The organism is Pseudomonas sp. P4_C1, from assembly GCF_056402155.1.
In genome coordinates, this window is sequence record NZ_JBFUHY010000009.1 from 103607 (window position 1) to 126297 (window position 22691).

General features: G+C 61.1%; 28 protein-coding genes and 2 pseudogenes. 26 read left to right on the forward strand and 4 right to left on the reverse strand.

Annotated features, from left to right (window positions below):
• Positions 1 to 17 precede the first annotated feature (17 nt).
• From AC1DU9_RS08880 to AC1DU9_RS08935, 12 genes and pseudogenes are all read left to right on the forward strand, one after another.
• A complete protein-coding gene (locus AC1DU9_RS08880) occupies positions 18 to 389 on the forward strand; it encodes a chemotaxis response regulator CheY (protein ID WP_003183998.1) in 372 nt (123 codons plus the stop codon).
• A gap of 21 nt (positions 390 to 410) precedes the next feature.
• Positions 411 to 1199: a protein phosphatase CheZ gene (locus tag AC1DU9_RS08885; protein ID WP_223461393.1), complete on the forward strand. Its 789-nt coding sequence runs from the start codon at positions 411 to 413 to the stop codon at positions 1197 to 1199.
• A gap of 54 nt (positions 1200 to 1253) precedes the next feature.
• Complete coding sequence (locus AC1DU9_RS08890) at positions 1254 to 3518, forward strand: chemotaxis protein CheA (protein ID WP_223461396.1); 2265 nt, start codon at positions 1254 to 1256, stop codon at positions 3516 to 3518.
• A gap of 48 nt (positions 3519 to 3566) precedes the next feature.
• The gene (locus AC1DU9_RS08895; RefSeq protein ID WP_477810009.1) at positions 3567 to 4691 is read left to right on the forward strand and encodes a protein-glutamate methylesterase/protein-glutamine glutaminase; all 1125 of its coding nucleotides are present in this window, start codon (positions 3567 to 3569) and stop codon (positions 4689 to 4691) included.
• The gene (locus AC1DU9_RS08900) at positions 4691 to 5431 is read left to right on the forward strand and encodes a flagellar motor protein (RefSeq protein WP_477810010.1); all 741 of its coding nucleotides are present in this window, start codon (positions 4691 to 4693) and stop codon (positions 5429 to 5431) included. Before AC1DU9_RS08895 ends, AC1DU9_RS08900 begins: the two co-directional genes overlap by 1 nt.
• Positions 5432 to 5446: 15 nt before the next feature.
• Positions 5447 to 6337 carry a flagellar motor protein MotD gene (gene motD, locus AC1DU9_RS08905; RefSeq protein ID WP_085716991.1) on the forward strand — a complete coding sequence of 297 codons (891 nt, stop codon included), beginning with the start codon at positions 5447 to 5449 and terminating at the stop codon, positions 6335 to 6337.
• Positions 6338 to 6380: 43 nt separating this feature from the next.
• Positions 6381 to 7169 carry a ParA family protein gene (locus AC1DU9_RS08910; RefSeq protein ID WP_115948140.1) on the forward strand — a complete coding sequence of 263 codons (789 nt, stop codon included), beginning with the start codon at positions 6381 to 6383 and terminating at the stop codon, positions 7167 to 7169.
• Position 7170: 1 nt separating this feature from the next.
• A pseudogene (locus AC1DU9_RS08915) lies at positions 7171 to 7293 on the forward strand (outer membrane lipoprotein carrier protein LolA); the annotation flags it as partial.
• Between the two features lie 2 nt (positions 7294 to 7295).
• Positions 7296 to 8225 (forward strand): CheW domain-containing protein, encoded by a 930-nt coding sequence (locus tag AC1DU9_RS08920; protein ID WP_477810011.1) that lies wholly within the window; start codon positions 7296 to 7298, stop codon positions 8223 to 8225.
• Between the two features lie 42 nt (positions 8226 to 8267).
• Positions 8268 to 8753: a chemotaxis protein CheW gene (locus AC1DU9_RS08925; protein ID WP_007980742.1), complete on the forward strand. Its 486-nt coding sequence runs from the start codon at positions 8268 to 8270 to the stop codon at positions 8751 to 8753.
• Complete coding sequence (locus AC1DU9_RS08930) at positions 8754 to 9146, forward strand: DUF2802 domain-containing protein (protein WP_223461406.1); 393 nt, start codon at positions 8754 to 8756, stop codon at positions 9144 to 9146. It begins immediately after the preceding gene.
• A 289-nt stretch (positions 9147 to 9435) separates the two neighbouring features.
• A complete protein-coding gene (locus AC1DU9_RS08935; RefSeq protein WP_223461409.1) occupies positions 9436 to 9933 on the forward strand; it encodes a hypothetical protein in 498 nt (165 codons plus the stop codon).
• A gap of 155 nt (positions 9934 to 10088) precedes the next feature.
• On the opposite strand, the gene AC1DU9_RS08940 is transcribed toward AC1DU9_RS08935, so the two are convergent.
• Together AC1DU9_RS08940 and fliK are read right to left on the reverse strand one after the other, a co-directional pair.
• The gene (locus tag AC1DU9_RS08940; protein WP_223461411.1) at positions 10089 to 10418 is read right to left on the reverse strand and encodes an EscU/YscU/HrcU family type III secretion system export apparatus switch protein; all 330 of its coding nucleotides are present in this window, start codon (positions 10416 to 10418) and stop codon (positions 10089 to 10091) included.
• Entirely contained in the window at positions 10415 to 11989 is a 1575-nt protein-coding gene (gene fliK / locus AC1DU9_RS08945; protein WP_477810012.1) for a flagellar hook-length control protein FliK, read from the reverse strand. The genes AC1DU9_RS08940 and fliK overlap by 4 nt, the downstream gene beginning before the upstream one ends.
• 198 nt (positions 11990 to 12187) lie before the next feature.
• Between fliK and ccmA the strand changes: the two genes are divergently transcribed.
• From ccmA to phnN, 12 genes and pseudogenes are all read left to right on the forward strand, one after another.
• A complete protein-coding gene (gene ccmA, locus AC1DU9_RS08950) occupies positions 12188 to 12823 on the forward strand; it encodes a cytochrome c biogenesis heme-transporting ATPase CcmA (RefSeq protein ID WP_150724488.1) in 636 nt (211 codons plus the stop codon).
• Entirely contained in the window at positions 12820 to 13488 is a 669-nt protein-coding gene (gene ccmB, locus AC1DU9_RS08955) for a heme exporter protein CcmB (RefSeq protein ID WP_007980754.1), read from the forward strand. The genes ccmA and ccmB overlap by 4 nt, the downstream gene beginning before the upstream one ends.
• A 73-nt stretch (positions 13489 to 13561) precedes the next feature.
• Positions 13562 to 14317 (forward strand): heme ABC transporter permease, encoded by a 756-nt coding sequence (locus AC1DU9_RS08960; protein ID WP_223544314.1) that lies wholly within the window; start codon positions 13562 to 13564, stop codon positions 14315 to 14317.
• A complete protein-coding gene (gene ccmD / locus AC1DU9_RS08965) occupies positions 14314 to 14490 on the forward strand; it encodes a heme exporter protein CcmD (RefSeq protein ID WP_007980758.1) in 177 nt (58 codons plus the stop codon). The genes AC1DU9_RS08960 and ccmD overlap by 4 nt, the downstream gene beginning before the upstream one ends.
• Positions 14487 to 14942 (forward strand): cytochrome c maturation protein CcmE, encoded by a 456-nt coding sequence (gene ccmE, locus AC1DU9_RS08970; protein ID WP_223461418.1) that lies wholly within the window; start codon positions 14487 to 14489, stop codon positions 14940 to 14942. Before ccmD ends, ccmE begins: the two co-directional genes overlap by 4 nt.
• A 3-nt stretch (positions 14943 to 14945) precedes the next feature.
• Positions 14946 to 16934, forward strand: coding sequence for a heme lyase CcmF/NrfE family subunit (locus AC1DU9_RS08975; protein ID WP_477810013.1), 1989 nt, complete (start codon positions 14946 to 14948; stop codon positions 16932 to 16934).
• Positions 16931 to 17467 carry a DsbE family thiol:disulfide interchange protein gene (locus AC1DU9_RS08980; RefSeq protein ID WP_477810014.1) on the forward strand — a complete coding sequence of 179 codons (537 nt, stop codon included), beginning with the start codon at positions 16931 to 16933 and terminating at the stop codon, positions 17465 to 17467. Before AC1DU9_RS08975 ends, AC1DU9_RS08980 begins: the two co-directional genes overlap by 4 nt.
• The gene (locus AC1DU9_RS08985) at positions 17464 to 17937 is read left to right on the forward strand and encodes a cytochrome c-type biogenesis protein (protein ID WP_223461425.1); all 474 of its coding nucleotides are present in this window, start codon (positions 17464 to 17466) and stop codon (positions 17935 to 17937) included. Before AC1DU9_RS08980 ends, AC1DU9_RS08985 begins: the two co-directional genes overlap by 4 nt.
• The gene (ccmI, locus tag AC1DU9_RS08990) at positions 17930 to 19132 is read left to right on the forward strand and encodes a c-type cytochrome biogenesis protein CcmI (RefSeq protein WP_223461427.1); all 1203 of its coding nucleotides are present in this window, start codon (positions 17930 to 17932) and stop codon (positions 19130 to 19132) included. The genes AC1DU9_RS08985 and ccmI overlap by 8 nt, the downstream gene beginning before the upstream one ends.
• Before the next feature lie 15 nt (positions 19133 to 19147).
• Positions 19148 to 19555: a hypothetical protein gene (locus AC1DU9_RS08995; protein WP_223461429.1), complete on the forward strand. Its 408-nt coding sequence runs from the start codon at positions 19148 to 19150 to the stop codon at positions 19553 to 19555.
• Positions 19556 to 19774: 219 nt separating this feature from the next.
• A pseudogene (locus AC1DU9_RS09000) lies at positions 19775 to 20163 on the forward strand (alpha-D-ribose 1-methylphosphonate 5-triphosphate diphosphatase); the annotation flags it as partial.
• Positions 20164 to 20207: 44 nt separating this feature from the next.
• Positions 20208 to 20774: a phosphonate metabolism protein/1,5-bisphosphokinase (PRPP-forming) PhnN gene (gene phnN / locus AC1DU9_RS09005; RefSeq protein ID WP_477810015.1), complete on the forward strand. Its 567-nt coding sequence runs from the start codon at positions 20208 to 20210 to the stop codon at positions 20772 to 20774.
• A gap of 95 nt (positions 20775 to 20869) precedes the next feature.
• Here the strand turns inward: phnN and AC1DU9_RS09010 are convergent, their stop codons facing one another.
• Both AC1DU9_RS09010 and AC1DU9_RS09015 read right to left on the reverse strand, forming a co-directional pair.
• Positions 20870 to 21748, reverse strand: coding sequence for a LysR family transcriptional regulator (locus AC1DU9_RS09010; protein WP_223461433.1), 879 nt, complete (start codon positions 21746 to 21748; stop codon positions 20870 to 20872).
• A 65-nt stretch (positions 21749 to 21813) separates the two neighbouring features.
• The gene (locus tag AC1DU9_RS09015; protein WP_256357406.1) at positions 21814 to 21942 is read right to left on the reverse strand and encodes a hypothetical protein; all 129 of its coding nucleotides are present in this window, start codon (positions 21940 to 21942) and stop codon (positions 21814 to 21816) included.
• 102 nt (positions 21943 to 22044) lie between these two features.
• Here AC1DU9_RS09015 and AC1DU9_RS09020 point away from each other — a divergent pair, with 102 nt between their 5' ends.
• Together AC1DU9_RS09020 and AC1DU9_RS09025 are read left to right on the forward strand one after the other, a co-directional pair.
• Positions 22045 to 22257 (forward strand): type II toxin-antitoxin system HicA family toxin, encoded by a 213-nt coding sequence (locus AC1DU9_RS09020; RefSeq protein ID WP_223461464.1) that lies wholly within the window; start codon positions 22045 to 22047, stop codon positions 22255 to 22257.
• Positions 22257 to 22661 (forward strand): type II toxin-antitoxin system HicB family antitoxin, encoded by a 405-nt coding sequence (locus AC1DU9_RS09025; RefSeq protein ID WP_007983297.1) that lies wholly within the window; start codon positions 22257 to 22259, stop codon positions 22659 to 22661. The genes AC1DU9_RS09020 and AC1DU9_RS09025 overlap by 1 nt, the downstream gene beginning before the upstream one ends.
• The last annotated feature ends 30 nt before the right edge of the window (positions 22662 to 22691 follow it).

Sequence of the window (22691 nt, forward strand, 5' to 3'; positions counted from 1 at the left end):
TCGAATTGGACAAGAACATGAAAATCCTCATCGTTGATGACTTCTCAACGATGCGGCGGATCATCAAGAACCTGCTGCGTGACCTTGGGTTCACCAACACCGTCGAGGCCGACGATGGCACTACCGCCATTCCGGTGCTCAACAGCGGAAGCATCGACTTTCTGGTAACGGACTGGAACATGCCTGGCATGACCGGTATCGATCTGCTGCGTCACGTGCGTGCCGATGAAAAGCTCAAGCACCTGCCGGTGTTGATGGTGACCGCTGAAGCCAAGCGTGAGCAGATCATCGAAGCGGCCCAGGCCGGTGTTAACGGCTATGTGGTCAAACCCTTCACGGCCCAGGCGTTGAAAGAAAAAATCGAGAAGATTTTCGAACGCATCGGTTGATGAGTGCGCCACGGGGGAGCTATGGGCAATAACGAAACTTCATTGGGCGACTTTGAGTCGACCCTGAAAAAACACGCCGTCGAATTGGTCGCGAGCCTTGAAAAAGGCAGGTTCGGCGACGCGGTGCAATTGATCCATGAGCTCAACCAGACCCGTGACCGCGGCCTGTATCAGGAAGTGGGCAAGCTCACTCGCGAACTGCATAGCGCGATCGTCAATTTCCAGATTGACCCGCACATGCCGCAAGCCGAAGAAGTGTCCCAGATCACCGACGCCACCGAGCGTCTGGGCTATGTGGTCAAGCTGACCGAGGCCGCGGCCAACCGCACCATGGACCTGGTGGAAAGTGCCACGCCGCTGGTCAATGGCCTGGCCGATGAAGCCAAGGTCTTGAGCGCGGACTGGGGGCGCTTCATGCGTCGCGAAGTCGGCGCCGAAGAGTTTCGTGAACTGGCCCGACGGGTCGAGGGGTTCCTGGCGCGCAGCGGCACGGACAATCGCGCGGTGTCGGGCAACCTCAACGACATCCTGCTCGCCCAGGATTACCAGGACCTCACGGGACAAGTGATCAAGCGAGTGACCCAGTTGGTCACCGAAGTCGAAAGCAACCTGCTCAAGCTCGTGCTGATGGCCAGTCAGGTGGACCGCTTTGCGGGCATCGAACATGACCGTGAAGCGATGCTTGCTGAAAAAGATCCACAAAAACATCTCTCTCAGGGTGAAGGTCCGCAGATTCATGCCGATAAAAGAGAAGACGTTGTGTCCGGTCAGGACGATGTGGACGATTTGTTATCCAGCCTGGGATTTTAGAGTTTTAGAATTTTAGGTTTTTTGGGTTTTTAGACCTGTAGGAGCACCCCCTTAATGAGCTTCGGCGCCGATGAAGAGATCCTTCAGGATTTCCTGGTTGAGGCCGGCGAGATTCTAGAGCAACTGTCCGAGCAACTGGTCGAGCTGGAAAGCCGTCCGGATGATGCGGATCTGCTCAATGCAATTTTTCGCGGTTTTCACACTGTAAAAGGGGGCGCCGGCTTCCTCCAGCTCAACGAGCTGGTGGAGTGCTGCCACATCGCCGAGAACGTGTTCGACATCCTGCGCAAGGGTGAACGTCGCGTCGATTCGGAACTGATGGACGTGGTTCTCGAGGCGCTGGACGCGGTGAACAGCATGTTCAGCGAGGTCCGCGATCGCGGCCCGATCACGGCCGCTACACCGGAGCTGCTCGCGGCGCTGGCACGTCTGGCCGAACCGCAATCGGCTGACGAGACGGCTGCTGCACCTGTCGCCGCCGTGGTCGAAGCGCCTGTGGCTGAAAGCGAATCGGGCGATATCACCGACAATGAATTCGAACAACTGCTGGACTCGCTGAACGCCGTCAAGGCTCAGGCCGAGGCGCCGGCACCTGTTTCTGTGCCGGTCAGCGATGCTGCTGCCAGCGATGAAATCACCGATGCCGAGTTCGAGTCGTTGCTCGATCAACTACATGGCAAGGGCCAGTTCGCCATTGACGCGGTGGTCCCGGCGCCGGCTGCGCCAGAGGCCCCGAAAGCGGCCGGCGACAGCTCCGATATTACTGACGACGAATTCGAAGCACTGCTCGACCAACTGCACGGCAAGGGTAACTTCGCTGTCGATGCGCTCGAATCGGCCATTGCTTCAGTACCGACTCCTGCCGCGCCAGCCGCTGCGGCGGCCGGCAGCGATCTGATCAGCGATCACGAATTCGAATCGCTGCTCGACGAGTTGCACGGCAAGGGCAAGTTCAGCGAAGTCGGCAAGGCGACGGTTTCCAGCGGATCGAACACGTCCGTTGCCGCGCCGGCCGCGAAGGCAGCGGCGCCGAAACCTGTGGCCAAGGCACCCGAGCCCAAAGCCGAAACACCGGCCCCGGTAGCCGCTGCTGCACCGGCTGCTGCCCGTGCTCCGGCCGCGCCACCGGCGGAAAAACCGGCCAGCGAAGCCGAGACCACCGTACGCGTCGATACCGCGCGTCTCGACGAGATCATGAACATGGTCGGCGAGTTGGTGCTGGTGCGTAACCGCCTGGTCCGCCTGGGCCTCAACAGCGGCGACGAAGCCATGTCCAAGGCCGTGTCGAACCTCGACGTGGTCACCGCCGACCTGCAAACCGCGGTCATGAAGACCCGGATGCAACCGATCAAGAAAGTCTTCGGGCGCTTCCCGCGCCTGGTTCGCGACCTGGCTCGCCAGCTCAAGAAAGAGATCAACCTGGAGCTGGTCGGCGAAGAAACCGACCTCGACAAGAACCTCGTCGAAGCCCTGGCCGACCCGCTGGTCCACTTGGTGCGCAACTCGGTCGACCACGGTATCGAAGAGCCGGCTGATCGCGAAGCGATGGGCAAGCCTCGCAGCGGCAAAGTGATTCTGTCCGCTGAACAGGAAGGCGACCACATCCTGCTGTCCATCTCCGATGACGGCAAGGGCATGGATGCCGATGTTCTGCGCGGCATCGCCGTGAAGAAAGGCTTGATGGACAAGGATGCGGCGGACCGTCTCAGCGAGTCGGATTGCTTCAACCTGATCTTCGCTCCGGGTTTCTCGACCAAGACCGAGATTTCCGACGTCTCCGGGCGCGGCGTGGGCATGGACGTGGTGAAAACCAAAATTGCCCAGCTCAACGGCACCATCAATATCTACTCAACCAAGGGCAAGGGTTCGAAGATTGTCATCAAGGTGCCGCTGACCCTGGCGATCATGCCGACGCTGATGGTCATGCTCGGCAACCAGGCGTTTGCGTTCCCGCTGGTGAACGTCAACGAGATCTTCCACCTCGACCTGTCGACCACCAACGTCGTGGACGGCCAGGAAGTGGTGATCGTGCGGGACAAGGCACTGCCATTGTTCTATCTCAAACGCTGGCTGGTCAGCTCCGCCGCTCACGAAGAGCAGCGCGAAGGCCATGTGGTGATCCTTTCGGTGGGCACGCAGCGGATCGGCTTTGTCGTCGATCAACTGGTGGGCCAGGAAGAAGTGGTCATCAAGCCATTGGGCAAAATGCTTCAGGGAACGCCGGGGATGTCTGGCGCCACCATCACCGGTGACGGCCGCATCGCGCTGATTCTCGATGTTCCGAGCATGCTCAAGCGTTACGCCACACGGCGTATTTGATTCTGGTGGAGCGGGGCGCCTGGCCTCGCTCCATCTAATGGAGTGTTTATGGCAGTCAAAGTCCTGGTGGTGGACGATTCGGGGTTTTTCCGCCGCCGCGTCTCGGAAATTCTTTCAGCGGATTCCAATATCCAGGTCGTCGGCACGGCGACCAACGGCAAAGAGGCGATCGATCAGGCGCTGGCCCTCAAGCCCGACGTGATCACCATGGACTACGAGATGCCGATGATGGACGGCATCACCGCCGTGCGGCACATCATGCAACGCTGCCCGACCCCGGTCCTGATGTTTTCCTCGCTGACCCACGAAGGCGCCCGGGTCACGCTCGATGCGCTGGATGCCGGCGCGGTGGACTTCCTGCCGAAGAATTTCGAAGACATCTCGCGCAACCCCGAGAAGGTCAAGCAACTGCTGTGCGAGAAGATCCTGAGCATTGCGCGCAGCAATCGTCGCGTCAGCACTTACAGCGCTCCGGCCCCTGTGGCCGCACCCGCTCCAACACCTGCGCCTTCGAGCGTCGGCAGTTTTGGCGGCAGCGCGCCCGTGCGTCCGGCACCGATCCCGGTGCGTACACATGCGGCCACTGCGTCGTCGCCCGCGCCGAAACGCAAAGCCTACAAACTGGTGGCCATCGGTACGTCCACCGGCGGCCCGGTTGCCCTGCAGCGGGTGCTGACCCAATTGCCGGTCAGCTTCCCGGCCCCGATCGTGCTGGTTCAACACATGCCGGCCGCCTTCACCAAGGCTTTCGCCGAGCGCCTGGACAAGCTCTGCCGCATCAGCGTCAAGGAAGCCGAGGATGGCGACATCCTGCGACCGGGCCTGGCGCTGCTGGCGCCCGGTGGCAAGCAGATGATGATCGACGGCCGTGGCACGGTGAAAATCCTCCCGGGTGACGAGCGTCTGAATTACAAGCCATGCGTGGACATCACCTTCGGTTCGGCAGCCAAGTCCTACGGCGACAAAGTTCTGGCGGTCGTCCTCACCGGCATGGGCGCCGACGGTCGCGAAGGCGCGCGCCTGCTCAAGCAGGGAGGCAGTTCGATCTGGRCACAGGACGAAGCCAGTTGCGTGATCTACGGCATGCCGATGGCCATCGTCAAAGCCGAGCTCGCCGACGCGGTGTACAGCCTCGACGACATAGGCAAGCACCTGGTCGAGGCCTGTATCTGATGGATGTTCTAAGCCTGATCGGCATCATCATGGCCTTCGTCGCCATCATCGGCGGCAACTACCTCGAAGGTGGTCATCTCGGCGCCCTGGCCAACGGCCCGGCGGCGCTGATCGTGCTCGGCGGCACCATTGGCGCCGCGTTGTTGCAATCGCCGATGAGCGCCTTCAAGCGTGCGATGCAGGTCCTCGCCTGGATCCTGTTCCCGCCTCGCGTTGACCTGGCCGGTGGCATCGACCGCGTGGTGAACTGGAGCCTGACCGCCCGCAAGGAAGGCCTGCTGGGCCTTGAAGGTATCGCCGATGCCGAACCCGACAACTACGCGCGCAAAGGCCTGCAACTGCTGGTTGACGGCGCCGAGCCGGAAGCGATCCGCAGCATTCTGGAAGTGGATTTCTACACCCAGGAAAGCCGTGATGTCGAAGCGGCCAAGGTCTTTGAAAGCATGGGCGGTTACGCGCCGACCATCGGCATCATCGGTGCGGTGATGGGCCTGATTCACGTCATGGGCAACCTGGGTGATCCGTCGCAACTGGGTAACGGCATCGCCGTGGCGTTCGTCRCCACCATCTACGGCGTGGCCAGTGCGAACCTGGTGCTGCTGCCGATTGCCGCGAAACTCAAATCCATCGCGTTGCGCCAGTCGCGTTATCGAGAAATGTTGCTGGAAGGGATCCTGTCGATCGCCGAAGGTGAAAACCCTCGCTCCATTGAGTTGAAGCTTCAGGGCTTCATGGATTGATGGGAGACATGGATCATGGCACGTCGTCGCCAGCATGAAGAACACGTCAACCACGAACGCTGGCTGGTGTCCTACGCGGACTTCATCACCCTGCTGTTCGCCTTTTTCGTGGTGATGTACTCGATTTCGTCGATCAACGAAGGCAAGTACAAGGTCATTTCCGAAGCGCTGATTGGTGTCTTCACCGATTCCGATCGTTCGCTCAAGCCGATCCCCATCGGTGACGAGCGGCCGAAGACCGTGACCCCCGCCAAGCCGCTGGTCAAGGACAGTGACCAGGTCGATGCCGGTGTCGCCGGCGCCAGCGATCCACTCAAAAGCATCGCCGACGACATCAGTGCGGCGTTCGGTGACCTGATCAGCTCCAACCAGATGACCGTGCGCGGCAACGAGTTGTGGGTCGAGATCGAGCTCAATTCCAGCCTGTTGTTCGGCAGCGGCGACGCCATGCCCAGCGACATCGCGTTCAACATCATCGACAAGGTCGCGGCGATCCTGAAGCCGTTCGACAACCCGATTCATGTCGAAGGTTTCACCGACGATCAACCGATCCGCACCGCGCAGTACCCGACCAACTGGGAACTGTCCTCGGCCCGCTCGGCCAGCATCGTGCGCATGCTGGCGATGCAGGGGGTGAACCCCGGTCGCCTGGCTTCGGTGGGCTACGGTGAGTTTCAGCCGGTGGCCAACAACGCCACCGCTGAAGGCCGCGCACGCAACCGTCGCGTGGTGCTGGTGGTGTCGCGCAACCTTGATGTGCGCCGCAGCCTGACCGGCACCGGAACCGCCCATGCGCAACCGGATGCCGCATTGAAGCGTGCTGGCACACAAACTGCACCGACCCCGGTCAAGTCGCCGGTACGAGAGAGCGCCGTCAATTCTCCGTCGCCCGCATTAACACGTTGAGCTATTTCTCGGCCGCTGCGTTGGGCCGGGAGGAACAATCCGAATGAGAGTCTGGGCAGTCGCCAATCAAAAGGGTGGTGTCGGTAAAACCACTTCCTCCATCGCTTTAGCCGGTTTACTGGCGGAGGCGGGCAAGCGCGTGGTCGTGGTCGATCTCGACCCCCACGGCTCGATGACCAGCTATTTCGGCTACGATCCCGACAGCCTGGAACACAGCAACTACGACCTGTTCCTGCACAAGGGCAACGTACCTCAAGGCCTGCCGGGTCAACTGCTGTTGTCGACCAGCGACGAACGCATCTCCCTGTTGCCCTCCAGCACCGCGCTGGCCACCCTTGAGCGCCAGTCGCCGGGGCAGAGCGGTTTGGGCCTGGTGATTGCCAAGAGCCTGGCGCAACTGTGGCAGGACTTCGATTACGCCGTGATCGACAGCCCGCCATTGCTCGGCGTGCTGATGGTCAATGCCTTGGCGGCGAGCCAGCAACTGGTGATCCCGGTGCAGACCGAACACCTGGCGGTCAAGGGCCTGGAGCGCATGGTCAACACCCTGGCGATGATCAACCGCTCGCGCAAACAGGCATTGCCCTTCACCATCGTGCCGACCCTGTTTGACCGCCGCACCCAGGCGTCCCTCGGAACCTTGCGCGTGCTGCGCGACAAATTCCCCGACGAAATCTGGCAAGGCTATATCCCGGTGGACACGCGCCTGCGCGATGCCAGTCGAGCAGGGCTGACGCCTTCGCAATTCGACGGCAAGAGCCGTGGCGTTCTCGCTTACCGCGCGTTGCTCAAGCATCTGCTGGCGGCACAACTTGTTCCGCAGGTGGCCTGACATGACCCCGATCCCTGTAGGAGCGAGCTTGCTCGCGATGGTCGTCAACGATGACGCGGGAAACCTGACACCCCGTGGCGCTCTCAGGTTCATCGCGAGCAAGCTCGCTCCTACAGGTGCATGCGCATGAACCGGCCGTTGAAGGTGACGTCGCGTCCACAACTGGCGCTGCAGTCCTACCTGGACAGCCTGCTGCAGGACGTGACTGAAGAATTGACGCTGCCCGTAGAGGCAGTGGCCGAGGAGATCGCCGCCGAAACCGTGCTGGACGAGTTCCAGGCTGCCGTGCTCGAAGAACAGGCCCGGGATGCGCAGAAACCCGCGCCTGTGGTTGCGCCAGTAGCACCGGTAGCCAAGGCGCCGGTTGCTGTGGTCGAAGCGCCGGAGCCCGTTCTGGCACCGGTATCGACCCTTGCGCCGCTGTTGCAAACCCTGGTGGCTCCAGTCATTGAAGAGCCGGTAGCGCTGGAGGCTCCGGTGATCGAGGAACCTCAGGCGCTGGTGTCACCAGTCGTCKAAGTGCACCTGCCGCCGAGCAACACGCCGCCACCGGTACAAACCGACGGTCGTCCATCCTGGGCTGCCGAGCCGTTCGAGTGCCTGTTGTTCGATGTCGCCGGGTTGACCCTGGCGGTGCCGCTGGTGTGCCTGGGTTCGATTTACTCCCTGGCCGGTCATGAGCTGACGCCGTTGTTCGGCCAGCCGGAGTGGTTCCTCGGCATCTTGCCGAGTCAGTCGGGCAACCTGAAAGTGCTGGATACCGCACGTTGGGTCATGCCCGACCGTTATCGCGACGATTTCAAGCAGGGTCTGCAATACGTCATTTCCGTCCAGGGCTACGAGTGGGGGCTGGCGGTGCATCAGGTCAGCCGCTCGTTGCGCCTGGATCCGAACGAAATCAAGTGGCGCAGTCACCGTGGTCAACGGCCATGGCTGGCGGGCACGGTGATTGAACACATGTGTGCGTTGCTCGACGTTTCCGCGCTGGCCGAGTTGATCGCCAGCGGCGGCGCAAAGCACATGGGCGGCCACAAGCCGACCCACAAAACTACATAACAGAACACACACCGCCAGGGCGGTTTCTTGAGGGGGCAGGGTATGAATGACAAGGCAACGGCGGCAAAGGGTTCCGAAGATCCGATCCTGCAATGGGTCACCTTCAAGCTGGACAACGAGACCTACGGCATCAACGTGATGCGCGTCCAGGAAGTCCTGCGCTACACCGAAATCGCCCCGGTCCCGGGTGCCCCGAGCTACGTGCTGGGCATCATCAACCTGCGCGGCAACGTCGTTACCGTGATCGACACCCGCCAGCGCTTCGGCCTGATGAATGCCGAGATCAGCGACAACACCCGTATCGTCATCATCGAAGCCGACAAGCAGGTGGTCGGGATCATGGTCGACAGCGTGGCCGAAGTGGTTTACCTGCGTCAGTCGGAAATCGAAACCGCGCCGAACGTGGGTAACGAAGAGTCCGCCAAGTTCATTCAAGGCGTGTGCAACAAGAACAACGAATTGCTCATCCTGGTCGAGCTCGACAAGATGATGAGCGAAGAAGAATGGTCGGAACTGGAGAGTATCTGATTGATTCTCGAGGTTGCGGTCATTGTCCTGTTCCTGTTTTGGGCAGGCACGCTGGCAATGTTCCTGGCGTACATTCGCGCTCAAAAACAGATCGCCGCACAACAGGCCCAGGGTGATGCGCTGCGTGATCAGCGCATCAAGGACCTGGGCAAACGCGTCGACGACTACCAGAACGGCAATGTGCGCATGGGCGAAGACCTGCATGAGCTTCGCGCGACAGTCGCACCATTGCCGGACAAGCTCGCGCAGCTGGAACAGCGTGATCCTTCAAGCCTTTCGTTTGCCCAGGCAGCGCGGCTGGTCGGAATGGGCGCCAGCGTCGACGAACTGACCCAGTCCTGCGGCCTGACCCAGGCTGAGGCGGAGTTGATGAGTAAGTTGCACAAGAACTGATTCTTGCGATTGGCCTGAAATCCCCTTCGCGGGCAAGCCCGCTCCCACAAGTGTTGATGGTGCTTACAATATCTGTGAACACCCCCAACCCTGTGGGAGCCTGCCCGCGAAGACGTCTTCGAATGCGCAGCAATCTTCCCCGCATCCGACGCATTCTTCTCTATCCTCAGACCGGGATTACGCTTTCGTAGTCTCCTGCCTATAGCACTCTCAGATTCCACCGTCTTGTGATTGCAACCAGCGATCAGTAGTTTGATCTGCTCAAACATACACAGTGCCAGGAAGGCTTATGATCGACATTCTGCGTGGTACACCGCTGTGGGTTTATGCGGTGTTTTTTATTCTGAGTTACTACGGTGTCATCGCCTGTTTCAGGAGCCATGTATCGAAGAGGTCATTGCAGATATCCCCCGTGATATTCGTGGCTTTGTCCCTCGCATCGCTCAATCCCTCCCAGGAAATTGCAATCCAGCTTTCAGCCTATGCGCTGGGATTACTGGCGGGGTGGTTGCTGGCACAGCGTTTTTTCTCGTACAGCAATGTGCAGTGCGAGGGGCAACATCTGGTTCTACCCGGCACGATCAAGGTACTGATTGTGTATTGGGGCTTTTTTGCCTGGCGTTATTACGAGGGTTTCCAGGCGGCCATGTACCCTGAGCTGGCCAATGAAATGTCGGCGGTTGCAGGGGCGGCGCTGGGGGCAGGGCTCATCAACGGCCTGATTGTCGGTCGCAGTTTCAAGCTATTGCGTTTTTTCAAGTTTGAACACGTGACGCCCCGGAGTTGATGAGCAAGTTGCGCAAGAACTGAGTTTTACAGTTCCTTGAGATTGCTATCGCGAGCAAGCTCGCTCCCACAGTAGTTGTATCTCGTACACAAAATACGTGTTCGCTGAAGATCAAATGTGGGAGCGAGCTTGCTCGCGATGGCGGCCTTAAAAACTCAGTAGTCTTCCCCGCGCTCGGTGACATCCTTCTCCACCATCAACGCATCCGGCCCCATCCCCGCCGGAAACTTGCCCTTCAAACTCCACGCAAACGCAATGATCTCGGCAATCGTCAGATACAGCTCCTGCGGAATGCTGTCCCCCAGCTCCATCCTCGCCAGCAGCCTCACCAGTTCGGCGTTCTCGTAGATCGGCACTTCGCAGTCCCGGGCGATCCGCAGGATTTCTTCCGCCAGTTCTTCGTCGCCCTTGGCGGTGAGGGTGGGAGCATGGCTGCCGTCGTATTTGAGGGCGATGGCCTGGCGTGGGGCGTTGGGGTTTTTCATGCGGTTTCGTCGACCCAGCGTTGTTCGAGGCGGGTTTGCGGGCCTTGCGGTGGTGTTCCGAGGTGGCAATCCAGGTCACCGACGTTCAGTCCGGCGGACAGCAGACGCTCACGTAGCCCGCTCAGGTTGCTTTCGATCAGGCTGGCGGTGTACGGCCGTTCTGCCCAGAGCTGGCTGGAAAGGCTGCCCTTGATCAGTTGTGCCTGAATTTGCAGCGGTCCCAAAGGCTCCATGGCGAAGGCCAGTTCCACACGCCACAGCTGTTGTTTGGGCTCGCGTTCTTCGCGGCGCTCCTTTGGCTGTTCTTTTTCGGGTGCGTCTTCACGCTGGAACTTGACCTGCAAGGGCACGATGTCTTGCATGTTGCGCATCGGGATTTCCAGCTGCCAGGTGCTCATCAGCCGTCCGTCGGCGGTTACGCCGGTTTGTTCCAGGCTCGACAGTTGATGGCTTTGCAGGCGTGAAACCGCGGCGGCGGCCAGACGAAGCAGGTGTTCGAGGTCGTTTTCAGCGTCGGCGCTTTGCAACAGGCGTTCGGGCAGCGGGAAACCGCTCGGCGACGGTTTGGCGCTGACCTGACCGAGCATGCCCAGGGCATTGCGGACAAAATTCGGCATGGCCTGGGCCAGGGTGTTGGCGGCGATGATCGCGCCGAGGCTGGTGTTGGCCGGCAAGCCCTGACTCAATTGCGCGACCAGTTTGAGCAGGTCGCCTTTCATGTCCGCCGCAAGCGTCGGATTTTGCCCGCTCAGCAGTTTGCTTTCGAGGAACGCACCGCTGCTGGCCAAGGCCTGGGCCAGGCCCTTGGGGGTGCTCAACTGTTGAATATCCGGCAAGCCAGCGAGCAGTCTGCTTGCGGCGCTACGCAATTCAACGGATGTCTGGTCCGAGGGCGGCAGGTTCTGCAGGAGCTTGAGCAAGCCATCCAGCGAGCCCTGGCGGCTTTGCTGGTCGACCAGTTGCCGGGTCACCGCCAGTTGCTCCTGACGGTTGCTCAGTGGCACGAACTTCAAGGTCTGGGTGTCCTGCACCTGCGCGCTGAGCAAGGTGCCGATGCGCAACGGTTGCGGGCTGTCGATGCTCAGGGTGCTGCCGCTCAGTGCGGTATTGAGCAGGCTGACCATCGAGCGAAACACCATGGGCTGGCCGGGCACCTGCGGCAGCACTTGCGAGGTCAGCACTTTGCCCTGCAGCAGGGTGCCAACGGGCAATTGCGCGGTGTCGAGGCGGGTGAGGGTGGCGACGCTGGAGGCGATGGCCTGTTGCACCGTCACGGCCAGACTGCCGGCCGAGGGCTGGCTGACGACCAGCGTGGTGCCCTGGGCCAGCGGTTGATTACTGGTGGTCTGGACCGTGGTCTGGCGGCCGCTGTCGAGGGTGACCTTGAGCAGCATCTGGAAAGTCTGGTCCGCCTGCTTGAGCGACAGGACTTCGGCCTGGGCGGTTTGACCGACGCTGATCAGCCCCTCCACCGGCGTCAGCAATTTGAGCAGCTCGCCGCTGACCGCCTGCGGGCGCGAAGCCGCCGGGAGGGTTTGCGCTAGCGGGAGGATGTTCATTTCGCCTGTCATACGTGGTCACAACCTGAGGAAAATGCACTCTTTAGAGTAAGGCCTGGCATGTATAATGCCGCGCCGTTGTATCCAAAAATGGCAAAACTTTGCAATTGTTTGACGCAGCTCTCTAGAACAAGACGTCATTGCATCTATGCTGCATCTCTTTAACGGCCGCGCCAGAGCCGACTTGAACCGTATAAGGCCCGTGAACCCTTGACCAGTCCTGTCCTGCAAACCGTTGCCCTTGCCTGTGAGCGAGACCTTCGGCTGCTCTTCGAAAATCTCGATTTGCGACTGGCCAGTGGCGAAATGGTACAAATCAGCGGCCCCAACGGCAGCGGCAAGACCAGCCTGTTGCGCCTGCTCTCGGGGCTGATGCAGCCGACCGCCGGTCAGGTGCTGCTCAACGGCCAGCCACTGAACGAACAACGCGGTGAGCTGGCGCGCAACCTGCTGTGGATCGGCCATGCGGCTGGGATCAAGGATTTGCTGACGCCGGAAGAGAATCTGAGCTGGCTGTGTGCCTTGCACCATCCGGCGACCCATGAGGCGATCTGGCAGGCGCTGGCCGCGGTCGGGCTGCGCGGATTCGAGGATGTGCCTTGCCACACCCTGTCTGCCGGTCAACAGCGCCGCGTCGCCTTGGCGCGCCTGTATCTGGACAGTCCGCCGCTGTGGATCCTCGATGAACCCTTTACCGCCCTCGACAAGCAGGGCGTGGCACAGCTTGAATCTCATCTGGCCGGCCACTGCGAACGCGGCGGCATGGTGGTGTTGACCACCCACCACACGCTGAGCCGGATGCCGGCCGGTTATCGCGACATCGATCTGGGGAGCTGGGCCGTATGAGTGTTTTCGGCCTGCTGGTCGCCCGCGAGGCTCGTCTGCTGTTCCGCCGTCCGGCGGAACTGGCCAATCCGCTGGTGTTCTTCGCTATCGTCGTTTCCCTGTTCCCGCTGGCGGTCGGCCCCGAGTCTCAATTGTTGCAAACCTTGTCTCCGGGGCTGGTCTGGGTCGCAGCGCTTTTATCGGTCTTGCTCTCGCTGGACGGGCTTTTCCGCAGTGATTTCGAAGATGGATCGCTCGAGCAGTGGGTCCTTTCGCCGCACCCCCTGGCTCTTCTGGTTTTGGCCAAGGTGCTGGCACACTGGGCTTTTTCCGGCCTGGCACTGGTTTTGCTCGCACCCTTGCTGGCGCTGATGCTCGGTTTGCCTGCCGCCTGTCTGCCAGTGTTGCTGCTTTCGTTGCTGCTCGGTACACCAGTACTAAGCCTGCTCGGTGCGGTGGGTGCGGCACTGACCGTGGGCTTGAAACGCGGTGGCCTGTTACTGGCACTGCTGATTCTGCCGCTGTACATCCCGGTATTGATCCTTGGCAGTGGCGCCTTGCAGGCTGCCTTGCAGGGGATGCCGGCGACCGGTTATCTGTTGTGGCTTGGCAGCCTGACCGCCCTGGCGATAACCCTGACACCCTTTGCAATAGCCGCTGGCCTGAAGATCAGCGTCGGCGAATAATGAGGTCTGGTTAAAATTTAACCAGTAAAGGCCCTGGCTCTTCACAGTAAAGAGCAACCGTGATGGAAACAGTATGAACTGGACGTGGTTTCACAAACTCGGCTCGCCCAAATGGTTTTACGGCATCAGCGGCAAAATGTTGCCCTGGCTGAGCGTCGCGGCGTTGTTGCTGATCAGCGTTGGCGTGGTCTGGGGCCTGGCCTTCGCGCCGCCGGACTATCAGCAGGGCAACAGCTTTCGCATCATCTATATCCACGTCCCGGCTGCCATGCTGGCGCAGTCCATCTACGTGATGCTGGCCGTGTGCGGCATCGTCGGCCTCGTGTGGAAGATGAAACTGGCCGACGTCGCCTTGCAATGCGCGGCGCCCATCGGCGCCTGGATGACTGCGGTGGCGCTGGTCACCGGGGCAATCTGGGGCAAGCCAACCTGGGGTTCGTGGTGGGTCTGGGATGCACGCCTTACGTCCATGCTTATCCTGCTTTTCCTGTACTTCGGTCTCATTGCGCTGGGCAACGCGATCAGCAATCGTGACAGCGCGGCCAAGGCCTGCGCGGTGCTGGCGATCGTCGGCGTGATCAACATCCCGATCATCAAGTACTCGGTGGAGTGGTGGAACACCCTGCACCAGGGCGCGACCTTCACCCTGACCGAAAAACCGGCAATGCCCGCCGAGATGTGGCTGCCATTGCTGCTGACGGCGCTGGGTTTCTACTGTTTCTTCGGCGCGGTCCTGCTGCTGCGCATGCGTCTTGAAGTGCTCAAGCGCGAGGCCCGGGCCAGCTGGGTCAAAGTCGAAGTGGAAAATAGCCTGGAGGTCGCTCGATGAGTTTTGCTTCATTCGGCGACTTCATCGCCATGGGTCATCATGGCCTGTATGTCTGGTCAGCCTATGGCATCTGCCTGGCGGTATTGGCCCTCAACGTGGCGGCGCCGATCCTGGCTCGCAAGCGGTATCTGCAACAAGAGGCGCGTCGTCTGCGCCGGGAGAACGGCAAGTGAATCCGCTGCGCAAAAAGCGTCTTATCATCATTCTCGCGATCCTGGTCGGGGTCGGCGCTGCCGTCGGCCTGGCCCTGAGCGCCCTGCAGCAGAACATCAATCTGTTCTACACACCGACCCAGATCGCCAACGGCGAAGCCCCGCAAGGCACGCGCATTCGTGCTGGCGGCATGGTCGAGAAGGGCTCGCTGGAGCGTTCCGGTGATTCCCTGGACGTGAAGTTTGTCGTCACCGACTTCAACAAGTCCGTGACCATCACTTATCGCGGCATCCTGCCGGACCTGTTCCGTGAAGGGCAGGGCATCGTCGCCCTGGGCAAGCTCAATGCCGATGGTGTGGTGGTGGCCGATGAAGTGCTGGCCAAACACGATGAGAAGTACATGCCGCCGGAAGTGACCAAGGCGTTGAAAGACAGCGGTCAATCGGCTCCAACGCCCGCGAAGGAGGGTTGATCCATGACATCCGGCATCTTTATTCCCGAGCTGGGTCATCTGGCGATGATCCTGGCCTTGTGCTTCGCTCTGGCCCAGGCCGTGGTGCCATTGCTCGGCGCCTGGCGCGGTGACCGCCTGTGGATGAGCCTGGCCCAGCCGGCGGCGTGGGGGCAATTCACCTTTCTGCTGTTTGCCTTCGGTTGCCTGACCTACGCCTTCATGGCCGATGACTTCTCCGTGGCCTATGTGGCCAACAACTCCAACAGCGCCTTGCCGTGGTACTACAAGTTCAGCGCGGTGTGGGGTGCCCACGAAGGTTCGTTGCTGTTGTGGGCCTTGATTCTCGGCGGCTGGACCTTCGCGGTGTCGGTGTTTTCCCGGCAGTTGCCGCAGGTCATGCTGGCCCGCGTGCTGGCGGTGATGGGCATGATCAGCACCGGTTTCCTGCTGTTCCTGATCATGACCTCCAACCCGTTCAAGCGCATCCTGCCGCAAATGCCCACCGACGGCGCCGACCTCAACCCGTTGCTGCAAGACATCGGCCTGATCGTGCACCCGCCGATGCTGTACATGGGCTACGTCGGTTTCTCTGTGGCCTTCGCCTTCGCCATCGCCGCGCTGATGGGCGGTCGCCTGGATGCCGCATGGGCACGCTGGTCGCGTCCGTGGACCATTGTTGCCTGGGCGTTCCTCGGCATCGGCATCACCCTGGGTTCGTGGTGGGCGTACTACGAGCTCGGCTGGGGTGGCTGGTGGTTCTGGGACCCGGTGGAAAACGCCTCGTTCATGCCATGGCTGGTGGGCACCGCACTGATTCACTCGCTGGCGGTCACGGAAAAACGTGGCGTGTTCAAGAGCTGGACCGTGTTGCTGGCCATCGCCGCATTCTCCTTGAGTCTGCTCGGTACCTTCCTCGTGCGTTCCGGCGTGCTGACTTCGGTTCACGCCTTTGCCTCCGATCCGGAGCGCGGCGTGTTCATCCTGATTTTCCTGCTGTTCGTGGTCGGTGGTTCGCTGACCCTGTTCGCCCTGCGCGCGCCGGTGGTCAAGAGTCAGGTGGGCTTCAACCTCTGGTCGCGGGAAACCCTGCTACTGGGCAACAACCTGGTGCTGGTGGTGGCGGCGTCGATGATCCTGCTCGGCACCTTGTACCCGCTGATTCTGGACGCCATGACCGGCGCCAAACTGTCCGTCGGCCCGCCATACTTCAACGCGCTGTTCATTCCGTTGATGGCGTTGCTGATGATGGTGATGGCGGTCGGCGTGATCGTGCGCTGGAAAGACACCCCGGTGAAATGGCTGGTGAGCATGCTGACGCCGATCTTGCTGGGCAGTGCCGCCATGGCCGTGGTGGCCGGCGTCGCGTACGGCGATTTCAACTGGGCGGTACTCGCGACCTTCATGCTCGCCGCCTGGGTGTTGCTGGCCGGTGTGCGTGACATCTTCGACAAGACTCGCCACAAAGGGCTGATCAAAGGCCTGCCGACCCTGACCCGCAGCTACTGGGGCATGCAGGTCGCGCACCTGGGCATCGCCGTGTGTGCGCTGGGTGTCGTGCTGTCGAGCCAGAACAGTGCCGAGCGCGACCTGCGCCTGGCGCCGGGCGAGTCCATGGACCTGGCCGGTTACCACTTCATCTTCGAAGGCGCCAAACACTTTGAAGGCCCGAACTTCACCTCCGACAAGGGCACCGTCCGGGTGATCCGCAACGGTAAGGAAGTCAGCGTGCTGCACCCGGAAAAACGCCTGTACACCGTGCAGAACTCGGTGATGACTGAAGCGGGCATCGACGCCGGATTCACCCGCGACCTTTACGTCGCCCTCGGTGAACCCTTGGGTAACGGCGCCTGGGCTGTGCGCGTGCACGTCAAACCGTTCGTGCGCTGGATCTGGTTCGGCGGTTTGCTGACTGGCTTCGGCGGGTTGCTGGCGGCGCTGGATCGGCGATATCGGGTCAAGGTCAAAAGCCGCGTGCGTGAAGCACTGGGCATGTCGGGAGCCACTGCATGAAGCGTTGGTTGATGTTGTTGCCACTGGCGATTTTTCTGGTGGTTGCTGTGTTTCTTTACCGCGGGTTGTACCTGGATCCGGCCGAGCTGCCTTCGGCCATGATCAACAAGCCGTTCCCGGAGTTTTCCCTGCCGACAGTGCAGGGCGACAAGTCCCTGACCCGCGCTGACATTCTCGGCAAGCCAGCGCTGGTCAACGTCTGGGGCACCTGGTGCATTTCCTGCCGGGTCGAGCACCCGGTGCTGAACAAGCTGGCCCAGCAAGGCGTGGTGATCTACGGCATCAACTACAAGGACACCAACGCCGATGCCTTGAAGTGGCTGACGGACTTCCACAACCCGTATGTGCTGGACATTCGTGACGACCAAGGTTCGCTGGGCCTGAATCTCGGTGTATATGGCGCGCCGGAAACCTTCTTTATCGACGCCAAGGGCATCATCCGCGACAAATTCGTCGGTGTGATCGACGAGCAGGTCTGGCGCGAAAAACTGGCGGTCAAATACCAGGCGCTGGTCGACGAGGCCAAGCCATGAAGCGCTGGATCGCTGCCGCTGTTCTCGGTTTGAGCCTGGCGGGTGTGGCCCACGCGGCCATCGACACCTACGAGTTCGCCAAGGAAGGTGATCGCGAGCGTTTTCGCGAGTTGACCAAGGAGCTGCGTTGCCCCAAGTGCCAGAACCAGGACATCGCCGATTCCAACGCACCGATCGCCGCCGACCTGCGCAAAGAGATTTTCCGCATGCTTGGCGAGGGCAAGGACAACCAGCAGATCATCGACTTCATGGTCGATCGCTACGGTGATTTCGTCCGCTACAAGCCTGCACTGAACGCCAAGACCGCCTTGCTCTGGTTCGGCCCCGCCGGTCTGCTGCTGGGCGGTGTCGTGATCATCGCGGTGATCGTCCGCCGTCGTCGCGTGCAACGCGCCGGCACCCCGGGCTCGCTGTCTGCAGAGGAGCGCTCGCGCCTCGACCACCTGTTGGATAAAACCAAGAATGATTGATTTCTGGCTCGCTGCAGGTCTGCTGCTTCTGGTGGCCCTGAGTTTTCTGTTGATCCCGGTGCTGCGCAGCCGTCGCGCCCAGCGTGAAGAGGATCGTACCGCCCTGAACGTCGCGCTTTATCAGGAACGCGTGGCTGAGTTGCAGACTCAGCATGAAGAGGGCGTGCTCGATGCGGCGCAAATGGACGCGGGTCGCGCCGAAGCGGCCCGTGAGTTGCTGGCGGACACCGAAGGCGTCGAAGCGCCGCGGGTGTCGCGCCTGGGCAAACCCTTGCCATTGCTGGCGGCCGTTCTGGTGCCGGTGCTGGGCCTGGGGCTGTACCTGCATTACGGCGCCAGCGACAAGGTTGAGCTGACTCGCGAGTTCGCGCAGGCACCGCAATCGATGGAAGAGATGACCAAACGCCTGGAGCGTGCGGTTGCCGCTCAACCGGATTCCGCCGAGGGCCTGTACTTCCTCGGTCGTACCTACATGGCTCAGGATCGCCCGGCGGACGCGGCGAAGATGTTCGAGCGCACGGTGAACCTGGCCGGTCGTCAGCCGGAGCTGCTTGGCCAATGGGCCCAGGCCCAGTACTTCGCTGATGGCAAGAAGTGGTCGGACAAGGTCCAGGCCCTGACCGACGAAGCGCTCAAGGCTGATCCGAAGGAAGTCACCAGCCTCGGTCTGCTCGGCATCGCCGCGTTTGAAGGCGAGCGTTATCAGGAGGCTATCGACTATTGGAATCGTCTGCTGGCGCAACTGCCGCCGGAAGACAGATCTCGCGAAGCGTTGCAGGGCGGGATCACCCGGGCCACGGAGAAACTGGTGGCCAGTGGCGGCAAGGTTGCGCAAGCACCGGCAGCCAAGACTGCGGCGTTGCTCAAGGTCAGCGTCGATCTGGCAGCGGACCTCAAAGCCAGGGTCCAGCCTGGCGACAGCGTGTTCATCTTCGCCCGTGCGATCTCCGGTCCTCCGGCCCCACTGGCGGTCAAGCGCATGACCGTGGCCGACCTGCCGGTGACCGTCGAACTGGGCGATGCCGACGCAATGATGCCGCAATTGAAACTGTCGAACTTCCCTGAAGTCCAACTGGTTGCGCGCATTTCCCGTGCCGGCAAACCCACTGCCGGCGAATGGATCGGTCGCAGCCAGCCCCTGGCCAGCAGCACCACCGCGCCGCAAACACTGACCATCGACAGCCCGGACAAATAACAGGAAAACGCAATCATGACCGCATTCGCTCGTATCACCCTGCTCAGCGTCGTTATGGGGTTAAGCGCTTGTGCGGTCCAGCAGCCAACGGAACAACAGGCACCACCACCGTTCCCGCCGACGCAGCCCAGCCCTACGCCATCGACTTCGCCTGTACCGAGTAAGCCGAGCATCCCCGCCAAACCCTCCAAGCCGTTGCCACGCACTTCTGCGAGCTTCGCGCCGCCACCGGGGGGCAACAGCCATTGGGATCCGAAGCTTGGGGTGTATGTACTCGATGACCAGCCCAATACTTTTTATCGCCAGCGTACCTATTACCGTTGGGATAACGGCTGGAGCCGGTCGATCAGTCCGAAGGGGCCGTGGGAGGAGACGGATATCCACGGTGTACCGGGTGGCCTGGGGCGGCAATTCGGGCAGTAGCGCATAAGGCGACCTTCGGGTCGCCTTTTTCTTGGCTGGAAAATGTGATTACCGGGCCACTGCTGGACCCTGTGGGAGCGAGCCTGCTCGCGAAGGCGGCCTGCCAGTCGACCAGGTACCTCACAGACGAACGAACCCAACAACCAGGCCGGCCGGTAGGCCGCCTCGGACGCTGTTGCGGTACACGCCCCCTCATGCCCTGAGCCTCTCCGTCAACCCGAAGCTACCTACGCCGAACTGACCCAAGCCGAACACCGTCTGCACCTGCGCCGCGAGCTGTGCCACCCGGACATTTTCAGCGTGTTCCGCGATCTGGTGGAGAACCCGCTGGTGYAGTTGGTGTCGGTGATGGACCACTCGCCGGGTCAGCGCCAGCTAGTACTGGAATCCAAGTACCGTGAGTACTACATGAGCAAGTACCACCCGACCACGACTCAGATGGACGAACTCATCACGCTGCGGCATGACCATCGCCGAGTTCCCGACCACCGTCGAGGCGTGGTTACCGGGAGCACGGCATGAATGTGTTGATGGGAGCACCGAACATCGTGCGCGGCGAGTCGCACTCGGGTAACGTGGCCGTCGCAGATCTGACCGCAGAGGATCTGCCGAAGGTCCAGCAAGTATGGCGACAAGCAACGAGGGTGTTTTGATGTCAGGCAGGTTGATCTATCTCATCGGGCCTTCAGGTTCGGGCAAGGACAGCCTGCTGGATGCTGCGCGAACGCGGTTGGCCGAACGCGGCTGCCGTATCGTGCGCCGGGTTATCACCCGCTCGGCTGAAGCCGTGGGCGAGGCGGCGCTGGGTGTCAGTGCGCAGCAATTCGCGGATATGGAAGCTCAGGGCGCGTTTGCCCTGAGCTGGCACGCCAATGGGTTGTCCTATGGTATCCCGCGGGAAATCGACGATTGGCTGGCCGCCGGGCAGGACGTACTGGTCAATGGCTCTCGGGAGCATTTGCAGAACACGCGCTCGCGTTATCCGAACGTGTTAGTGCTGTTGTTGACTGTGGATCAAGCAGTACTGCGCCATCGCTTGCTGGAGCGTGGGCGAGAATCGCTGATCGAGATCAATCAGCGGTTGGCACGCAATGCCCGGTTCAGCGAGCAACTGCTGGCGCAAGACCCGACCGTGCACCTGCTCGACAACTCCGGACAACTTGAGCAAACGGTCGAACGTTTGCTGGCCTGCTTTGACGAGCAACCCCCATGTGTCTGACATTACCGGGAACGCACGACGAGGAATTACCTTCATAGGCGGTCAGTGCAGGAGTTGGCACAGCCTGCGATCCTTGATCTTGATTGAGCTGCCTGTCAGGCCAACAACCCCTGCACATACTCCACGAACGCCCGAGCCTTGGCGCTGGCCATTCTCCCCGTGGGGAACACCGCCCACAGATCCAGGTTCGGCAATGTCCAGTCCTTCATCACTTCCCGGACCGAGCCGCTGGCCAGTTCCGGCGCGAACATCCATTGCGAGGCCATGGTCAGCCCTTGATGGGCCAGCACGGCTTCACGCAGGCCTTCGGCGGCGTTGACGCGGATCCGGCCGCTGATGATCACCGATTGCTCTTCGCCGGCCTTGTTGAATTGCCAATTGGCGCCGCCACCAAGGCTGTAGACGATTGCCTGATGCTTGCACAGGTCGGCGGGGCAGGTGGGTTCGCCGTGTTTTTCCAAGTAGGCCTGCGTGCCCACTACCATGCGCCGGCATTCGGCGATCTTGCGGGCGGTCAGGCCAGAGTCGCTCAAGGCGCCCATGCGCAGGGCGATATCGACGCCTTCTTCCACCAGGTTGACGTTGCGATCGTCGAGCATCAGGTCGATGTTCAGCTCCGGGTTTTGCTCCAGGAAGGGGCTCAGGTGCGGAACGATGTGCAGCCGGCCGAAGGTGACCGCCGCGCAGATGCGCAGGTTGCCGGTCAACCCGCTGGCCGCACCGCGCGCGGCGTTATCGGCCTCGTCGGCTTCTTCGATGGCGCGCTTGGCCCGTTCGAAAAAGGCCAGCCCGGCCTCGGTGGGCGTCAGGCCCCGGGTCGAACGCAGCAACAGCCGCACCGCCAGCCGCGATTCGAGTTGCGCGATGCTTTTCGACACGGCCGGCTGGCCGATGTTCAGGCGCCGGGCGGCAGCGGAAAACGAGCCGGTTTCCACCACGTAGACGAAGGTTTCCATTGCGGCGAGGCGGTCCATCGGAAGTCCTTGTAGAGATCAAATAATGAAATGGCTACCCCCGCCCCCACAATTGATGAATGGTGTCAGTGCGAACCGCGAATTGTATCCAGCATCGCCTCAGGCTCGGGACGCTGAGTGTAATCCGGGTTGACCTCGGCGTAACGGATCACACCCTCTCGGCCGATCACATAACGCCCCGGCATGGGCAGCATCACACTCTGTAAAACAACCGAGCGTCGCACTGCGAGATTTTGTGCTTGAGTAAAGATAACTCTAGGGTTACTTTTAATTGGGCCGGAGCAAGGAGGCTGGTGGTGCAGAGCAGGCTATTGATCAAGGAATTGATGGAGGCAGGTTGGACTTTGGACAGGGTCACTGGCAGTCATCACATCTTCACTCACCGATACAACCCATACACGATCCCCGTCCCCCATCCGAAAAAGGATTTGCCGATCGGGACGGTCAAGAGCATCAGGAGGCGCGCCGGGCTGTACTGCCCGCCAGCCCGTTACGCAGGAGATCCATAATGCAATATCCAATCTGTATCGAATGGGGCGATGAGAACACCGCCATCGGTATCCAGATCCCCGACATCCCAGGTGCGGTGACCGCCGGGGATACCTTTGAAGAGGCTTACAACGCCGCCGTCGAAATTGCCCACATCATGCTGCAAGAAATGGCGGCAGACGGCGATACGATTCCGATGCCGACTTCGGCGGCATTGCACCGCGGCAATCCGGAGTTCGCCGACATGGGCTGGGGCATGCTGGAACTGGACATCTCGCCGTACATGGGCAAGACCGAGAAGGTCAATGTCACGCTGCCCGGCTATGTGATCCAGCGCATTGACCGCTATGTGCGTGAGCACAACGTCAAAAGCCGCTCCTCCTTTTTGGCGGATGCGGCGATGGAGAAGCTGGTCCGGCAATAAATCGGGGGCGCCGCTGGCATTCGCGAGCAG

Excerpts from the sequence above, each read along its gene's own strand:
- AC1DU9_RS08885 (WP_223461393.1), top strand. The coding sequence starts at position 411 with ATGGGCAATAACGAAACTTCATTGGGCGACTTTGAGTCGACCCTGAAA.
- AC1DU9_RS08960 (WP_223544314.1), top strand. The coding sequence starts at position 13,562 with ATGAACTGGACGTGGTTTCACAAACTCGGCTCGCCCAAATGGTTTTAC.
- phnN (WP_477810015.1), top strand. The coding sequence starts at position 20,208 with ATGTCAGGCAGGTTGATCTATCTCATCGGGCCTTCAGGTTCGGGCAAG.
- AC1DU9_RS08975 (WP_477810013.1), top strand. The coding sequence starts at position 14,946 with ATGACATCCGGCATCTTTATTCCCGAGCTGGGTCATCTGGCGATGATC.
- AC1DU9_RS08880 (WP_003183998.1), top strand. The coding sequence starts at position 18 with ATGAAAATCCTCATCGTTGATGACTTCTCAACGATGCGGCGGATCATC.
- ccmB (WP_007980754.1), top strand. The coding sequence starts at position 12,820 with ATGAGTGTTTTCGGCCTGCTGGTCGCCCGCGAGGCTCGTCTGCTGTTC.
- ccmI (WP_223461427.1), top strand. The coding sequence starts at position 17,930 with ATGATTGATTTCTGGCTCGCTGCAGGTCTGCTGCTTCTGGTGGCCCTG.
- AC1DU9_RS08890 (WP_223461396.1), top strand. The coding sequence starts at position 1,254 with ATGAGCTTCGGCGCCGATGAAGAGATCCTTCAGGATTTCCTGGTTGAG.
- AC1DU9_RS09010 (WP_223461433.1), bottom strand. The coding sequence starts at position 21,748 with ATGGACCGCCTCGCCGCAATGGAAACCTTCGTCTACGTGGTGGAAACC.
- AC1DU9_RS09015 (WP_256357406.1), bottom strand. The coding sequence starts at position 21,942 with ATGCTGCCCATGCCGGGGCGTTATGTGATCGGCCGAGAGGGTGTGATC.
- fliK (WP_477810012.1), bottom strand. The coding sequence starts at position 11,989 with ATGACAGGCGAAATGAACATCCTCCCGCTAGCGCAAACCCTCCCGGCG.
- AC1DU9_RS08985 (WP_223461425.1), top strand. The coding sequence starts at position 17,464 with ATGAAGCGCTGGATCGCTGCCGCTGTTCTCGGTTTGAGCCTGGCGGGT.
- motD (WP_085716991.1), top strand. The coding sequence starts at position 5,447 with ATGGCACGTCGTCGCCAGCATGAAGAACACGTCAACCACGAACGCTGG.
- AC1DU9_RS09025 (WP_007983297.1), top strand. The coding sequence starts at position 22,257 with ATGCAATATCCAATCTGTATCGAATGGGGCGATGAGAACACCGCCATC.
- AC1DU9_RS08995 (WP_223461429.1), top strand. The coding sequence starts at position 19,148 with ATGACCGCATTCGCTCGTATCACCCTGCTCAGCGTCGTTATGGGGTTA.
- AC1DU9_RS08940 (WP_223461411.1), bottom strand. The coding sequence starts at position 10,418 with ATGAAAAACCCCAACGCCCCACGCCAGGCCATCGCCCTCAAATACGAC.
- AC1DU9_RS08935 (WP_223461409.1), top strand. The coding sequence starts at position 9,436 with ATGATCGACATTCTGCGTGGTACACCGCTGTGGGTTTATGCGGTGTTT.
- ccmD (WP_007980758.1), top strand. The coding sequence starts at position 14,314 with ATGAGTTTTGCTTCATTCGGCGACTTCATCGCCATGGGTCATCATGGC.
- AC1DU9_RS08925 (WP_007980742.1), top strand. The coding sequence starts at position 8,268 with ATGAATGACAAGGCAACGGCGGCAAAGGGTTCCGAAGATCCGATCCTG.
- AC1DU9_RS08980 (WP_477810014.1), top strand. The coding sequence starts at position 16,931 with ATGAAGCGTTGGTTGATGTTGTTGCCACTGGCGATTTTTCTGGTGGTT.
- AC1DU9_RS08910 (WP_115948140.1), top strand. The coding sequence starts at position 6,381 with ATGAGAGTCTGGGCAGTCGCCAATCAAAAGGGTGGTGTCGGTAAAACC.